This is a genomic window from Arthrobacter terrae, from assembly GCF_015708085.1.
GTDB classification, from domain to species: Bacteria; Actinomycetota; Actinomycetes; order Actinomycetales; family Micrococcaceae; genus Arthrobacter_M; species Arthrobacter_M terrae.
Genome location: NZ_JADNYM010000002.1, coordinates 126,708 through 141,289, shown reverse-complemented (window position 1 = coordinate 141,289; position 14,582 = coordinate 126,708). Strand labels below are relative to the sequence as shown.

General features: G+C 62.7%; 13 protein-coding genes. 4 read left to right on the top strand and 9 right to left on the bottom strand.

Features of this window, described 5'->3' with window-relative positions:
• Nucleotides 1-36: 36 nt before the first annotated feature.
• Complete coding sequence (locus IV500_RS01870; RefSeq protein ID WP_196395125.1) at nt 37-762, bottom strand: DsbA family oxidoreductase; 726 nt, start codon at nt 760-762, stop codon at nt 37-39.
• A 209-nt stretch (nt 763-971) separates the two neighbouring features.
• On the opposite strand from IV500_RS01870, the gene IV500_RS01865 reads away from it, so the two are divergent.
• Entirely contained in the window at nt 972-1,763 is a 792-nt protein-coding gene (locus IV500_RS01865) for a queuosine precursor transporter (RefSeq protein ID WP_196395124.1), read from the top strand.
• Here IV500_RS01865 and IV500_RS01860 read toward each other — a convergent pair.
• Complete coding sequence (locus IV500_RS01860) at nt 1,760-2,602, bottom strand: hydroxymethylpyrimidine/phosphomethylpyrimidine kinase (RefSeq protein WP_196395123.1); 843 nt, start codon at nt 2,600-2,602, stop codon at nt 1,760-1,762. The genes IV500_RS01865 and IV500_RS01860 overlap by 4 nt on opposite strands.
• Before the next feature lie 50 nt (nt 2,603-2,652).
• The gene (gene tgt / locus IV500_RS01855; RefSeq protein WP_196395122.1) at nt 2,653-3,936 is read right to left on the bottom strand and encodes a tRNA guanosine(34) transglycosylase Tgt; all 1,284 of its coding nucleotides are present in this window, start codon (nt 3,934-3,936) and stop codon (nt 2,653-2,655) included.
• A 120-nt stretch (nt 3,937-4,056) separates the two neighbouring features.
• Between tgt and IV500_RS01850 the strand changes: the two genes are divergently transcribed.
• Nucleotides 4,057-4,431 carry a DUF3311 domain-containing protein gene (locus IV500_RS01850; RefSeq protein ID WP_196395121.1) on the top strand — a complete coding sequence of 125 codons (375 nt, stop codon included), beginning with the start codon at nt 4,057-4,059 and terminating at the stop codon, nt 4,429-4,431.
• Entirely contained in the window at nt 4,428-6,077 is a 1,650-nt protein-coding gene (mctP, locus tag IV500_RS01845; RefSeq protein ID WP_196395120.1) for a monocarboxylate uptake permease MctP, read from the top strand. The genes IV500_RS01850 and mctP overlap by 4 nt, the downstream gene beginning before the upstream one ends.
• A gap of 156 nt (nt 6,078-6,233) precedes the next feature.
• On the opposite strand, the gene IV500_RS01840 is transcribed toward mctP, so the two are convergent.
• The 4 genes from IV500_RS01840 to IV500_RS22060 all read right to left on the bottom strand — a co-directional run bounded on the left by IV500_RS01840 (nt 6,234) and on the right by IV500_RS22060 (nt 10,187).
• A complete protein-coding gene (locus IV500_RS01840; protein WP_196395119.1) occupies nt 6,234-6,950 on the bottom strand; it encodes an SRPBCC family protein in 717 nt (238 codons plus the stop codon).
• Nucleotides 6,951-7,213: 263 nt separating this feature from the next.
• On the bottom strand, nt 7,214-7,891 hold the full coding sequence (locus tag IV500_RS01835) for a Crp/Fnr family transcriptional regulator (RefSeq protein WP_196395118.1): 678 nt from the start codon (nt 7,889-7,891) through the stop codon (nt 7,214-7,216).
• 134 nt (nt 7,892-8,025) lie between these two features.
• Nucleotides 8,026-9,099, bottom strand: coding sequence for a lipid II:glycine glycyltransferase FemX (locus IV500_RS01830; protein ID WP_196395117.1), 1,074 nt, complete (start codon nt 9,097-9,099; stop codon nt 8,026-8,028).
• Nucleotides 9,100-9,143: 44 nt separating this feature from the next.
• Nucleotides 9,144-10,187 carry a lipid II:glycine glycyltransferase FemX gene (locus IV500_RS22060; RefSeq protein ID WP_196395116.1) on the bottom strand — a complete coding sequence of 348 codons (1,044 nt, stop codon included), beginning with the start codon at nt 10,185-10,187 and terminating at the stop codon, nt 9,144-9,146.
• A gap of 282 nt (nt 10,188-10,469) precedes the next feature.
• Here IV500_RS22060 and IV500_RS01820 point away from each other — a divergent pair, with 282 nt between their 5' ends.
• Nucleotides 10,470-11,654, top strand: a complete 1,185-nt coding sequence (locus IV500_RS01820) for a MarP family serine protease (protein WP_196395115.1) — start codon at nt 10,470-10,472, stop codon at nt 11,652-11,654.
• 85 nt (nt 11,655-11,739) lie between these two features.
• Here IV500_RS01820 and aroQ read toward each other — a convergent pair whose 3' ends face one another.
• Complete coding sequence (gene aroQ, locus IV500_RS01815; RefSeq protein WP_196395114.1) at nt 11,740-12,204, bottom strand: type II 3-dehydroquinate dehydratase; 465 nt, start codon at nt 12,202-12,204, stop codon at nt 11,740-11,742.
• Between the two features lie 80 nt (nt 12,205-12,284).
• Nucleotides 12,285-14,537 carry an alpha-galactosidase gene (locus IV500_RS01810; RefSeq protein ID WP_196395211.1) on the bottom strand — a complete coding sequence of 751 codons (2,253 nt, stop codon included), beginning with the start codon at nt 14,535-14,537 and terminating at the stop codon, nt 12,285-12,287.
• Nucleotides 14,538-14,582: the final 45 nt, after the last annotated feature.

The window sequence follows — 14,582 nt, the reverse complement described above, 5'->3', positions numbered from 1 at the left end:
AGTAGGAGTCAACCAGTAGGAGTCAACCAGTAGGAGTCAGCCGGCGCAGCCGTCCGGCCCGCATACTTCGCCGCTTTCGTTTGTCCCGGAGCCCGCTCCGCCGGGTTGGTTGACCATCACCAATGGGTGCGCCTGCGCCCACGCCTCTTCCAGCGCCTCACTGAAGAGCTCCGCCGGCTGGGCGCCGGAGATACCGTATTTGCGGTCGATAACAAAAAAGGGAACCCCGGTAACGCCGAGGCTGCGGGCCTGAATAATGTCGGCGCGGACATCGTCGGCATACTTGCCGCTCGCCAGAGCCTCGGCAACCTCGGCCGCAGGAATTCCTGCGTCGGTGCCGGTCCGGACCAGGAATTCCCTGCTGCCGATGTCCTCGCCCCGCTCAAAGTGCGCTGACAGCAGCGCCTCTTTAACGTCGTCGGCCTTGCCATGTGCCGCGGCCAGATGCAGCAGCTGGTGCGCCTGGAAGCTGTTCGCGACCACCGCCTTGTCAAAGTCATAACTCAGGCCTTCGCCGGCCGCCTGCTCCTTAACATGGGCGAACATCTGCCGTACGTTCTCCGGGTCCATCCCCTTGCGTTCACTCAAGTAGGCCAGTTCGGTGCCGTCGTAATGCTCGGGGAGGGACGGGTCCAGCTGGTAGCTGCGCCAGTACACCTGGACCTCGGCCTTGTGCTCGAATGCGGCCAGCGCGGTTTCGAATCGGCGCTTGCCAATGTAGCACCAGGGGCACGCGATGTCGGACCAGATTTCAATCTTCATACTGTGTCCAACACCGTGACCGGTCGGTGGCATTCCCGCACCGTGGCCGGCACATTCCGCACGATAGCTCTGGTAGTAGGCCATGCCTCCACGGCATGGCAGAATTGACTCCCATCCGGGTGCAGACGGATCCAGTGCTAATACAGCGCCGTTGTGCGGTCAGGGAACCGCAGGGGCGCAAACCACTTCTTTCAGATATGAGTTCTGCTATGCCATCGCCGGATAAAAAAACCCTGCAGATAAACGCCTCCCGCAGCAACCAAGCACTCGGTGCGCGCAAGACACCGCCCAGCTTTGCCTCGATCGGCAGCCCTTACTTCGGCATCATGCTGGCTTTCATGGCGGTTATCGTCATCCTGTCCAACATCGGCGGCTCCAAAGGGGTGCAGATCGGGCCGATCACCACCGATGGCGGTTTCTTCCTTTTCCCCTTCGCGTACATCCTCGGGGACGTGATCAGCGAGGTCTACGGTTTCAAGGTGGCACGCCGGGCCATCCTCACCACATTCGCACTTTCCATCTTCGCCTCATTGACTTACTGGATCATTATCATTCTGCCCGGCTTCACCGACGACTTCGGCCAGGCCAAACAGGCTGCCATAGAGGGCGCGCTGGGGCCGGTGCCGCAGATTGTCCTGGCCAGTCTGCTGGGATTCCTGGCGGGTCAGACCATCAATTCACTCATCATGGTGCGGCTGAAGGCCCGGCAGGGCGAGCGCCGGCTGTGGGTCCGCCTGATGGGCTCCAGCGGTGTGGGCGAATTCGTGGACACGTTGATTTTCTGCTCCATTGCGGCGCCGATCATCGGGATTACCGGCTTTGGCATGTTCGCCAATTACGTCATCGTCGGATTTGTCTACAAAACCCTGGTGGAGTACCTCTTCGTGCCGTTGACCGCCGTCGTCATCAAGTGGATCAAGAAGCGCGAACCGACCTACGGTTTGGGCACCGGGCAGCTGCCCGGAACCCCGGCGGGAACCCCGGGGGCATCCCTCGTTTAGCGGGCACCGCCCTGCCAGAGGGCGTCAAAGGGGGCATTGGAGGCGACCCGGGCTTTGATGCCCGCTGTGACGAACGCCTTGGCGGTCCGGGCAGCGGCCAACGGCGTAGCTCCCTTGGCAAGTTCGGCGGCAATGGCGGCCGCCAGCGAGCAGCCCGCTCCGCTGACGGCGACCTCGCCGACCTTCGGTGAGCTAAGCACCTCGAGTGTGCCGCCGTCGTAGTAGACGTCGACGGCGTTGGGCCCGGACAGGCGGACGCCGCCCTTGGCCAGCACGGCGGCTCCACTGGCGGCATGAATCCTGCGCGCGGCTTCCTTGAGGTCCTCGACGTCGTTAATGGCGTCCATGCCGGACAGGGACAGCGATTCGAAGTGGTTCGGCGTGACAAATGTGGCCAATGGAAGAATCCGGTTCTTCAAGGCAGTGTCGGTATCCAGAGCGGCACCGGGCTCCTGGCCCTTACAGATCAAGACCGGATCCAGCACAAGGTTCTTCCAGACGCGCCCCCGCAAAGCCTGCGCCACGGTATCGATGGTGGTGGGGGTGCCGAGCATGCCGATCTTCACGGTATCCAGAACATCCGGGTCGTAGGCGGCGAAGGTAGCTTCCAGCTGGTCCGCGATCACCTGCGCATCGACTGGTATGAAGCGGTGATTCCAGTTGTCTTTCGGGTTGAAGGACACGATGCAGGTCAGGGCTGCGATGCCGAAAACCCCGAGCTGTTGAAAGGTTTTTAGATCCGCCTGCGCTCCGGCGCCGCCGGTAGCTTCTGATCCGGCAATGGTCAGGGCAACGGACGGCCGGGGAATGGTTGTGGATTCAGAGCTGTGTGAGGACATTGCTCCATCTTGCACCGGACTCCCGGCTCCGGCCAAGCCAAGAGGCGGTGTCAGCGGGCGGCGTAGTAGCCGGCCAAGGTCCGGGTCTTGAACTCAAAGAAGCTGCCGTCCTCGATGGCGAGCCGGGCGTCGTCGACCATTTTGACCACAAAGCGCTCATTGTGAATGGACACCAGGGTTGCGGACACCATTTCCTTGGCCCTAAAAAGATGGTGGATATAGGCCCGGCTGTAGTTGGTGCAGGCGTAGCAGTCACAGCCCTCCACGAGCGGGCCGAAGTCCCGCTTGAAACGTGCGTTGGAGAGGTTGAACCGGCCCAAGGGCGTGTAGAACGCGGAGGTCCGCGCCACCCGCGTGGGAGACACACAGTCGAAGGTGTCAGCCCCGTTTTCAATAGCGGTGAAAATGTCGTCCGGCTCCGAGATGCCGAGCAGATGCCGCGGCTTATCCTCCGGCAGTTCCTCGCTGCACCACCGGACAATAGTGCCCAGATTCTCCTTCTCCAGTGCCCCGCCGATCCCGAAGCCGTCAAAATTCATCCCGCCCAGGTCCCGGGAGGCCTTGCGGCGCAGATCTTCATACTGGGCGCCCTGAATGACGCCGAACAACGCCTGGTACGGTTTTCCGGTCCGCTCCGCCGTCAGCCGGAAATGCTCGTCAACGCATCTTTCGGCCCAACGCCGCGTCCGCTCCAGCGACATTTCCTGGTAGCCGCGGGAGTTCATCAACGTGGTGAGCTCGTCAAAGGCGAACATGATGTCCGCGCCCAGCTGATGCTGGACCGCCATGCTCACCTCGGGAGTGAAGCGGTGCCGGTCACCGTTCAGATGCGACTTGAACCAGACACCGTCGTCGTCAATGTGTGCCAGCCGCTCCTTGCCGGCTGCAACCCTGTCATCGGCGCCGCCGCCTTCGCCCGGGGAGGCGCCGTCCATATTGATGACCTTCTTGAAGCCCGACCCCAGCGACATCACCTGGAATCCACCGCTGTCGGTGAACGTGGGACCGGCCCAGTTCATGAATTTCCCCAGTCCGCCGGCCTCATCCACCAGTTCCGGGCCGGGCTGCAGATACAGATGGTAGGCGTTGGCCAGCAGCGCCTGCGCGCCAAGTTCCTTCATGGACTCGGGCAGCACTGCCTTCACCGTCGCTTTGGTGCCAACGGCAATAAAGGCCGGCGTCTGAATCGTCCCGTGCGGGGTCACCATGGTGCCGGTGCGGCCCTCGAAGGCGCCCCCATTGACGTCGAGCTGTGCCGCGGTGGGACTGGCGGTATCAGCCAGGCGCTTGTTGACGGTAAAGGAGAACTGGGACTGCTGGGGGGAGGAAGGCACCTCCCTATTTTGCCAGCATCGCGGACCCTCTTTCGACGGTGAAATTTTTTGGTCCCGAGGGGTGGTGGATGGCCCGAGGATAAGTACGCTGGGAACTATCAAAAACGGAAGGACCTGACCATGGCCAGTACGCAGCTCCCGCCGGATATCCCAACGCGCGGACCCGCGAAACCCGGCCCCTACGTCATCAGCGGGCTGCTGCTGGCCATTGCGGTTGTTTTCCCGCTGCTGGTGCCGATGTATGCCAGGAGTACGCCACGGCTGGGCGGCCTGCCTTTCTTCTACTGGTACCAAATGCTCTGGGTTCCCATCGACGCGGCACTGATAGGGGTGTGCTACGCCCTGATGAGCAGGGAGGACAGACGAAGGCGGCAGATCCTGCGGCATCCGGATCCCGGAACGTCCGACGACGGCGGCCCCAGGGACAACGCTGCTGACGACGGTTCTGACAGCGGTTCTGACAGCGGTGCTGCTGAGGGCGGTGAGGCGCGGTGAAGCCCGTCGACGGCGTGGCGCTGACCGTCGTCGTCGTACTTTTCGTACTGGTAGGCGTGTTGGGCTTCTATGCCGCCCGATGGCGTGGTGGTGGAAAAGAAGGGCTGCACACCCTCGACGAATGGGGACTCGGCGGCAGGAAATTCGGTTCCTGGATCACTTGGTTCCTGCTCGGCGGCGATCTCTATACCGCGTACACCTTTGTCGCCGTACCCGCTGCCATGTGGGCAACCGGCGCAGTCAGCGGCTTTTTCGCGGTGCCGTACACCGTCGTACTGTATCCAATCGTGTTTCTGCTGATGAGCAGGCTCTGGTCTGTGTCGCACCGGCACGGCTTCGTTACCACCGCTGATTTTGTCGGCGGCCGGTACGGCAGCAGGACGCTCACGTTAGCCGTTGCGGTCACGGGAATTGTCGCCACCATGCCCTACATCGCGCTGCAGCTGGTGGGCATCAAATCGGTGCTGACGGTCCTGGGCGTGGGCAGCGGGGAGAATTGGCTCCTGAACGATCTGCCCTTGATCATCGCCTTCGTAGTGCTGGCTGCCTACACCTACACCTCAGGGCTGCGTGCGCCGGCCATGATCGCCGTCGTGAAAGATGTGCTGATCTATCTGGCCGTTCTGGTTGCCATTATTTATCTGCCCGGAAAATTCGGTGGGTGGGACCACATCTTCGGGGCCGCGGAGGTAAAACTCGGTGCGGTCAATGCGGCAACCGGCAAACCGGCCGGGTCCGTGATCCCCGGAGCCGCCAGTTTCTCCGCCTACTGGACGTTGGCACTGGGTTCCGCGCTGGCGCTGTTCATGTATCCGCACTCGGTCACTGGCGTGCTGGCTTCCAAGAGCCGCAACACCATCCGTAAGAACGCGGCGCTGCTGCCGTTGTATTCGCTGATGCTCGGTTTTCTGGCATTGCTCGGCTACGTTGCCATTGCCGCTGGAACCAAGCCGAAGGAACTGAACGGGACCATCAACCCGCAGCTGGTGGTTCCGCAGCTGTTCCTGGATAACTTCCCGTCCTGGTTTGCCGGTATTGCACTCGGAGCGATTGCGATCGGGGCACTGGTGCCCGCTGCGATTATGTCCATTGCGGCGGCCAATCTGTTCACACGCAATATTTACCGGGATATCTTCCGGCCCAATGCCAGCCCGCGGCAGGAGGCCAAGGTCTCCAAACTGGTCTCGCTGGCGGTGAAGTTCGGGGCGCTGGTCTTTGTCATTGCGATGGACCAGTCGGCCGCCATCAATATGCAGCTATTGGGTGGCATCTGGATTCTGCAGACTTTTCCCGCCATTGTTGCCGGACTTTACACACGCTGGTTCCACCGGTGGGCGCTGTTTGCCGGCTGGGCAGCGGGCATCATCTACGGCACGGTGGCCGCTTACTCGGTGCTCAATCCAGTGACGAAAGCACACTTCGGCGGCTCCATCGCAGCGATACCCGGCACCAATGTCCAGGTCTATATCGCGATCGTGGCCTTCGCCCTGAACATTGTTGTGGCGGTGCTGCTGACCCTGATCCTGCGTGTGCTGAAGGCTCCAGCGGGCAGAGATCTGACCAGAAACTCGGATTATGGAGCCGACGAAAACGATCCGAAAGTGCGGAAGGTGGCGCAGGACCTGCCTACGGAGCCGATCGCGTGAAGAGGGCTACCGGGTTACGTGGGTTTGCGTGGGGGATCGGGGTTTGCATGGGGGAATCGGGAACCGAATTACCGGTCGGGCAAGGCCGCCGGGGTGCTGGGTGCTGGGCGCCTGGAGTGCTGGGCAACAAGAACTTGACCGAAGTTCCCGCTGCCCTTACCCCTCGGGGAAATGCTGCTCCATGAAGCCGTCCCATTGTTCAGCGATGGACTCAAACGCGGCAGCGCCCAGGTCGTAGGTCGATGCAATTACCTGCGCCCCCTTCGCAGGCCGGATCCCCTTCAGCGGCGCCTGCTCCGCGAGGATCAGCAGACCATCAGCATGTTCGGCGTAACTTTGCACTGTTAGTCCGAGCTGCGTGTCGGAGCGGTACCACACCTTCCCTTCCAGTGAGGCGCCTGTGCTCAGCTGCAGCGAATAATCGCCGCCGGCCTCCGGCAGCCAACCGGTGTCGATGCCAAGTGCTTCCCAGAGCGAGCGTGCAGAAGAGGTCATGCCGTCAGCGAAAATGGTTCTCCGGGTGCCGTGCGGATGCCTTTCCAATGCGAAGCGCAGCTGCTGAATAAACATGGCCCAGCCCGCCGTGATATCGCCATCATAGGGCGCCCACTCACCCGTCGCCTTGCCTCGGGTCATGGTCAGGACCGTGCCATCCGGGACTGGCTTGAGGGTGAAGACATCACCCATAGCCATGTGCAGGCTCAGATGATCCGGGCCCTCAGTGACTCCGGTGTAGTAAATCTGGCTAATCTCATCCGCCAGGCTGTCCGACTCCCAGCCGTGCCATTGGGCGGTCCGCGCCGGCTCGCGGAGCATCCGCCAGACCTGCTCGGCATCGGCATTGATATGCACTGAAAGCTCGTTGTTGCCCATAGCCACGAATGTACCCGAGCGGACGGACAGCGGCTAGGGCTAAGAAAGTACTTCGGCGCAATCCCGGCGTTGGTCGACATTGCGCGGCGAGTTCAACCCCGCAGAATCCCCGGCCCATCAGCGCGGAGTCCCGCGACCTTTCGGCCGGCCGCTGCCGTCGTTAAACGCGCATCATAAATCGCGGTACTTCTTGGCGGGTCCTCCACGCCGTCGGCGATGCGGGGCTATGCGGGCTCTATGCAGGTGCAGACCTTGGTGCGTACTTAGCGGGAGCGCTGGCGCAGCCGGTTGATATCGAGAATGACGACGGCGCGGGCCTCCAGGCGCAGCCAGCCGCGCTGAACGAACTCTGCCAAGGCCTTATTGACGGTTTCGCGGGACGCCCCGACCAGCTGGGCCAGCTCTTCCTGCGTCAGCTCATGGGCCACCAGGACGCCATCCGTAGCGGGACGGCCGAAACGGTCCGCCAAATCCAGCAGTGCCTTTGCCACGCGGCCGGGAACGTCCGAAAAGACCAGATCCGAAAGATTGTCATTGGTGCGGCGGAGCCTGCGGGCGAGGGCCTGCAGTAGCTGCATGGACACCTCCGGACGGTTACGCAGCAGCGCTCTGAGGCTATCGTTCTTCAAGCCAGCAAGTCGCGTCTCAGACACCGCGGTGGCGGTAGTGCTGCGCGGCGCCGGGTCAAAAAGCGCCATCTCGCCGAACAGCTCACCGGGGCCGAGGATGGCTACGAGGGACTCACGGCCATCGGGGGAGGTGCGGCCCAGCTTCACCTTGCCGGAGACAATGAAGTACAGCTGATCGCCCTGGTCGCCTTCGCGGAAGACCGAGGCACCTCGGGAAAGGTCCACCTCGGTCAGCTCATCGGTCAGCAGCCGGAACGCTTCGTCGTCGAGCGTGGCAAAAAGTGGGGCCCGGCGCAGTACCTCGATGTCCATAAATTCTCCTGAGTTCAAGTGTTTCGTCTAAAGCGCTCTTTCGATTGTTTCAGAAGTTTGACAGTTTTGTGACCAACTTGGCATTCGAGGTCATGACTGGCGCCTCTGGTTTAGGGATTTTACGGCAACGCGCCTCAGTAGTAGGGCTGTCTGGTACGGCGCCAATACAGCTTTCGCATCGCCCGTTCCACCAGCTTTGTCCAGACTTTATAGCGCCACGGGCTCAACGGGAGATCGTAAGGGCCGCACCAATCGATGACGTTCTTAGTGAAGCTGGTCTTGAACAGGCCCCTGCCATAGGCCGGATGTGACTCATCCTTGAGCTGGGCGCTCGGCGGCGTTCCGCAGAAATCGTACTCGGCCACGCCCAGGCCCTTGAGCTCATTGATGGCGGTCCACTGCACCAGATGCGAATCGCCGTATTGGGAGCGGGCCGGGATGGAGCCACCATCCTTATAGGTACCCTTGCGCCCGTAATTGAGTACAAAGGCACCCACCGACGGCTTGCCGCCTTCGTACACAAAATACATCCGGCCCTGCCCGGCATCGGAAAAAAGCTGCCAGAATTTTGCGTAGTACTCGAAAGGACGGAGCACCACGTTGGCCTTGCCCTGGCCGACCTGGCCCATCAGGTCGTACATAATGCGGTAGGTTTCGTCGTTTGCCGGAGCCTTGACCACCTCAACATTGGAGCGGATGGCCTTCCGGACGGCATGCCGGCCGCGGCTGCCCAGCTTCCGCAGCAATTCCTGCGGTTCGTCGCTGATGTCCAAAATGGCGGTATTGGTGTTGGTCTGCACGATGGGTGCCTTAACCAGACCAAGCCCGGTGAAGAGCGCGTGCTGTGCAGCGCTCGCACGGATATCAGGTTCGATTTTGATCGCAAAGACATGCAGATTGCTGGCGGCCATGAAGGTTTTGAGGGCCCGCAACATCCCCGTCAGATCCTCGGCAGCAGCGGCATCCGGGCCCTTGATCATGTACCAGAAGCGGCCGAGCACGGGAAACGTCTTTTCCAGTACCAGGTTATAGCTGGAGTAGTCCGGTGTTTCCAGGATCACGAAGCGGGGCTTCCAGCCGGTGTAATCCTTAATGGCGGCGAAGGATTTTGACTGCAGCACATTGCCGCCCTGCGGGTTTGCGGTGACGTGCCCGTCCCAGCCGTCAATTTCGGCGGACGTGGCAAACCGTGCCGTGAACTCTTTCACTGTCGTTTGTCCTGCCGGTAGTAAGGGGCCCGGTAGTAAGGGGCTCAGTAGTAAATACGCTTCAACAGCCGGTGCGACAGTGACTGCGCCGCCCGCTCGCCGAGCTTTGTCCAAAGGCCGTAGGCCCGTTTTTTGATGACCTGGTCCAAGGTGCCAACGTAGGAGGTGATCTCGTTTGAGAAGCTGGTCTTGAATTGTCCCAGCCCGTAACTGGGATGATCCTTGTCGTCGAGCTGATCGGCCGGTGGCGTTGTGTGCAGGTCGTAGCTGAGAACGCCGCGGTCCTTGAGCGCCTTCATGGTCTCCCACTGCAGCAGATGCGCGGCGCCGGTGTTGTCATGGCTGCGCGAGCTGGCGCCGTCCTTGTAGAGGGCTTTGGTGCCGAAGTGCGTCACGAAGATCCCTGCGATCACCTCATCGTCAAGGTAGGCAAAATGCAGGGAACCGTAGCCGCGCGCCGCGGCCTCCCGCCAGAAATTCTGATAGTAATCTGCCGCCCGCAGGTAAAAACCGGCCCGCTCCGACGTCTCCTTGTACAGCGCATACATAAGGGCTGTCGTCGCGGGCTCGACAGGCACTTCGCGCACCGTCACCGCGTTCTTCTCCGCCTTGCGGACTGAGCGCCGCCCGCGCTGGCGGAACGATGCAAAGACCGTCTCTTCCTCCGGTGCCAGGTCGATGATCACGGTGTGCATGTTCGGCTGAACCGCGTGGACAGGTAATAACGACGGCGGCAGGGCGGCTCCGGCGGACAACTCGGGTTCGAGCTTGAAGAGAAAAATGCCGGGATGTTCCTGCGCGTATGCTTCATTGGCGCTGACGACGGCGGCCAGTGCGTCCGCGGTACTGACACCGGGTCCCTTGGGGGAATACCACAACTCGCCGATCAGCGGTACTTTCTTCACCAGATAAAGCGCGTAGATACGGTCCGGGCCGCCGTCGTAGACCATATAGCGCGGCACCCACCCGTTGGCCCGCTTCTGTTCCGCGAAGAACGTGCTCTGCAGCAATTCCCCACGGTCCGGATTAGTCAGGACCAGGGCGTCCCAGCCGGCGAACTCCTCAGTCGTAGCGTCACGGAGCCTCACAGGGGCAGCCCGTAGATCGTCGCAGTTGCAAACTTCTTCATGGTTCCATCCTAAGCGGCCTGCCAGTAGTGCCGTCCGTTGCCTCCGCAGCTGACCAGCGCCCTTCCGGTGCCTGCGCCGCTGTCCGGGCCGCCGTGGCCCCCGCCCTGCGCGCTTCGGCACCCTCGCGGCACTCTCCCTGCACCCTCCCTGCGCGCTTCGGCGCCAACCGAGAACGAGTTGTCAGACTAAGCCGGTAAACTCGACAGTCCGGGCCGGTCGTGGTCCGGAGCGAGGACGGGCATGTTCGGATTCACTTGGCTGGACCTGGCGTTGCTGATTTGGCTCGTCGCGCAGGCCGTCTATGGCCTGCGGGTAGGCCTGCTGGTAAGCCTGGCCGGCATTCTCGGTTTCGTTGCCGGCGCTGTGGCGGCGTTCTTCGCCGTGCCCTTTGTCAGCTCGCTGGCAGCAGACAGTGGCTGGCGGACGGCGCTGGTGATCCTGGCCGTGCTGGTGCTCGTGGGGCTCGGCCACACCCTCGGACTCAGGATCGGCATGCTGATCGGCCGGCGGGTGAAGTTCCGTCCAGTGCGCTCAATGGACCGGCTGCTGGGCGGAGTCTTGAATCTCGCCGTCGGAGCGCTGATGATTTCCGTCCTTGCCTTTAGCGTATCCAACCTCGGAATACCGTTCGTCTCGACCCAGCTGGGCCAATCCAGGGTGATCGGCACCATCGATTCCCTCACGCCGACGCCGGTGAGATCCTCTGTGGCGCAACTTCGCTCAATCGTCCTGAACGAGGGCATCCCGAGGCTGTTCGATCAGCTCGGTCCGGTGACTCCCATGGATCCGCCCAACACCAGTACGGACACGCCGGCGCTGAACACGGCGGCCCAATCCGTGCTGAAGATCACCGGAACGGCATTCCAATGCGGCCAGAACCAGACCGGCTCCGGCTTCGTGGTCGCTCCCGGCAGGGTGGTGACCAACGCCCACGTGGTGGCCGGTGTGGCGCGTCCGGTGGTGGAGCTTCCCTCCGGCGGGTCGCTCCCGGGCCGGGTCGTTTCTTTTGACCCGCAGCAGGACCTGGCCGTACTCGCCGTCGACGGGCTCCAGGCCCGGGCGCTCCAGCTCGGCCAGCAGCTGCACGCGGGCCAGCCGGCCGCATTTGCGGGCTATCCGCATGGTGGCCCATTCCAATCGAAACCAGCAACGGTGCAGCGGGTCTCCACCGTCCTGGTGCCGGATATCTATGGCCAGAACCCTTCCAGCGAAGAGGTCTACCAGCTTTCCGCCGACGTGCAGCCGGGGAACTCGGGCGGGCCGTTGCTGGACGAAGCGGGTCAGGTAGTCGGCGCCGTCTTCGCCAGATCGACGGACACGACACAGATCGGCTACGCCTTTACACTGACGGAATTGGCTCCGGTAGCCCAAGCCGCGCCAGAGTTGAATCAGCAGGTTCCATCGGGGCAGTGCACTACAAAATGAGCGGTTTAATGAAATGCGGCACCGCAGGGAACGGCGCCGGAGAAAGCGTAACCGGCACCGGAGCGTAGCCTTCTCCTTAGCAGCGCTATTGCGGGAGCGTTCGTCCCAGGTAACGGATGGCCAGCTCGTATCCATGCACCCCTGCGCCCACTATGACCGCATCCGCTACCGCGGATAGGTAGGAATAGTGCCGGAACTCTTCGCGCTGGTGCACATTCGAGATGTGTACTTCCACCGTCGGCAGACCGACAGCGGCCAGCGCGTCCCTGATCGCCACGGAGGTATGCGTGTACGCTCCGGCGTTGATCACGATGCCCACCGCGGAGTTCTGTGCCCCGTGGATGGCGTCCACCAGATCACCTTCGTGGTTGGACTGGATGAAATGGGTGCCAAAGCCCAACGAATGAGCCGTCTGAGTGGCCAGTTCCTGCACGTCGGCCAGGGTTGTGTTGCCATAGACGCCTGGTTCGCGCGTTCCCAGCAGATTCAGGTTGGGCCCGTTCAGCACCAGGACGGTGCCCCGGTTGGCGGAGAGCGCAGCAGAAGTCATTTCCCCACTATCCCATCCGGAGTGCGCACGATGGGACTAAACCGCCGAAACAGCGCCAACGCGGGCACTGCAGATGCGCATTAGGCGGCGCTGATGTGCAGCAGGATGGCGTGTTCCGGGTTCAGAATGGGCATCGGGAGGCCAGACTCTGACAGGAACTGACCGGAGGCCACGACTCCGCCGGCCAGCCACGCCGGCGCGGACGTCTGCACATAGGGACCGGCATCGCGACCGGTGAGGCCGGCTTCTTCATGGACAGAGGCGGGGGCAGGATCCTGCGCGGACGGGTAGATCACCTTGACGCAGTAGCTGCGCTCGGGCGCCAGCCCGGGAATGGCGACGCGGCCCGGCTGCTCCGAGAACGACGTCGACACCGCCACAAGCGCGAACAGCGCCTCGGACCCGTCCCCGGCGACTACACCGTGCAGCAGCAGTGATGGATCGTGCAGGTCGGCACGGACCATTTGGCCGGTGTGGAGCAGTGTGCGGTGCTTTTTGTACAGTTCGATGGCACTGCGTAGTTCATCGTGTTCGGAAACGGACAGGGAGCGGATATCCCATTCCAGCCCGAAGTGCCCGAACAATGCAGTGATGGCACGAAACGACAGCGCATGCGTGCGTCCGGTGGTATGTGAGGTGGGCGGTCCGACGTGCGCACCGACGAGTTCCGGGGGGACGACCATCGACGTCCAGCGTTGGATGGTCTGCCGTTCCAGCGCATCGTTACAGTCCGAGGCCCAGATCCGGTCCGTCCGTTCCAGGATCCCCAGGTCAACCCGGGCGCCTCCGGAGGAGCAGCTTTCGATTTCCACGTCCGGGTGAGCAGCACGCAGGGCATCGAGGAGCCGGTAGGTGGCCAAAGTCTGCTCATGCGCGGACGGGCCGCCCGCGTGCCCCATTTCGGTCAGATCCCTGTTCTGGTCCCATTTGAGGTAGGAAATGCGATATTCGCTCAACAGGGCGTCCAACCGGTCATAAATATATTGCCAGGCCTCTATGTTCACCAGGTCCAGCACCTGCTGATGGCGCCATTGAAGCGGGAGGCGGGAACCGGGCCCGGAGATCCAGTCCGGATGTGCCCGCGCCGCGTCCGAATCCGGGTTGATCATTTCCGGTTCCACCCACAGCCCGAATTCCATTCCCCGGTCCGTGACGGCGTCAATGAGCGGATGCAGGCCCTCGGGCCACACCGTTGGGTCAACGTACCAGTCGCCCAGACCGGCGTGATCGTCGCGGCGGTGGCGGAACCAGCCGTCGTCGAGCACGAAGCGCTCCACTCCCAGATCCGCGGCCGAGTCGGCAAGCGCGGTGAGTACCGTCAGGTCATGGTTGAAATAGACCGCTTCCCAGGTGTTGAGGACCACCGGTCTCGGCGTGGAGGGGTGCTTCGCCCTGCCCCGAAACCACGAATAAAACGCCGCGGAAATCCCGTCCAGTCCGCTGCTGGAGTAGGCGGCAAACAGTGCCGGAGTGACGTAGCTTCTGCCCGGTGCCAGCACAATCCCGCCGGACCCTAATACCTCGCTGGCACCCAGAACCCTGCGGCCATCGGCCACCGCATCCAGATAGGATTCATGGTCCCCGCTCCAGGCAAAGTGCGTGGCCCAGACCTTTCCCTGCCGGTTGCCGAACCCCAGGGAGCCGGCAGCCATCAATAGCGAGGAATCATGGCCGGTGCGGCCGTGCCGGGCGCTGCGCAGCCAGGTTCCCTGCTGAACACCATGGCGCTGCGGGTGGCGCTCGCGGCACCAGCGCCCGGTCAGGTCGAGTATCTCGGTGGCTTCCGGGCCAACCGGCAGGACGGCCGCGAGTTCCTCCAGCGCATAGTCAGTGCTGCCGTCGTTGGTGAGACGATGGCGGAGCTCCAGCAGCCCGCCGTCGTGCAGTGTCACTTCGGTGACCACAGTCAGGCCAAGTTGTGCATCGGCGGTGGTGATGCTGGCCGAGCGTTCGGTAGCGTGGCTCCCGGTCAGCCGTAACCGGGCGGAGAAGCCGCGGCGGGCTCCGTCACGGGTTTCGTTGTCGCCACCACGGTCGGTTCCTCCGCCGCCGTCGCCAACGTCGCCAACACGGCCGTCGCCATTGCTAACCGCCAGCCGGTGTCCGCGCAGCCCGGGCCGCCCCCGCCAACCCGAGGATGCCTGCGGCAGGAGGCCCAGGACAACCGGAACATCCAGGGCCGAGTGCGGAACCGGTCCGGACGTTACTCCGGCCAGGGACAGATCCGGCAGCGTACTGCCCAGGTCTGCGCCCCAATGCAGCACTGACGGCTCGCCGGAACTCAGGTCAATCAGCAGGCTCACCCCGGCAGCGCGCAGGTGGATCGGGTTCATTGGGTTCGGTTCCATCGGGTACCTCTGCGTCTTTAGCGGATGAGT

What these genes read in the sequence shown, in the direction of transcription:
- IV500_RS01865 (WP_196395124.1), top strand. Translation starts at nt 972, where the DNA reads ATGCCATCGCCGGATAAAAAAACCCTGCAGATAAACGCCTCCCGCAGC.
- IV500_RS01810 (WP_196395211.1), bottom strand. Translation starts at nt 14,537, where the DNA reads ATGAACCCGATCCACCTGCGCGCTGCCGGGGTGAGCCTGCTGATTGAC.
- IV500_RS01820 (WP_196395115.1), top strand. Translation starts at nt 10,470, where the DNA reads ATGTTCGGATTCACTTGGCTGGACCTGGCGTTGCTGATTTGGCTCGTC.
- IV500_RS01870 (WP_196395125.1), bottom strand. Translation starts at nt 762, where the DNA reads ATGAAGATTGAAATCTGGTCCGACATCGCGTGCCCCTGGTGCTACATT.
- IV500_RS01835 (WP_196395118.1), bottom strand. Translation starts at nt 7,891, where the DNA reads ATGGACATCGAGGTACTGCGCCGGGCCCCACTTTTTGCCACGCTCGAC.
- IV500_RS01860 (WP_196395123.1), bottom strand. Translation starts at nt 2,602, where the DNA reads ATGTCCTCACACAGCTCTGAATCCACAACCATTCCCCGGCCGTCCGTT.
- IV500_RS01840 (WP_196395119.1), bottom strand. Translation starts at nt 6,950, where the DNA reads ATGGGCAACAACGAGCTTTCAGTGCATATCAATGCCGATGCCGAGCAG.
- aroQ (WP_196395114.1), bottom strand. Translation starts at nt 12,204, where the DNA reads ATGACTTCTGCTGCGCTCTCCGCCAACCGGGGCACCGTCCTGGTGCTG.
- IV500_RS01850 (WP_196395121.1), top strand. Translation starts at nt 4,057, where the DNA reads ATGGCCAGTACGCAGCTCCCGCCGGATATCCCAACGCGCGGACCCGCG.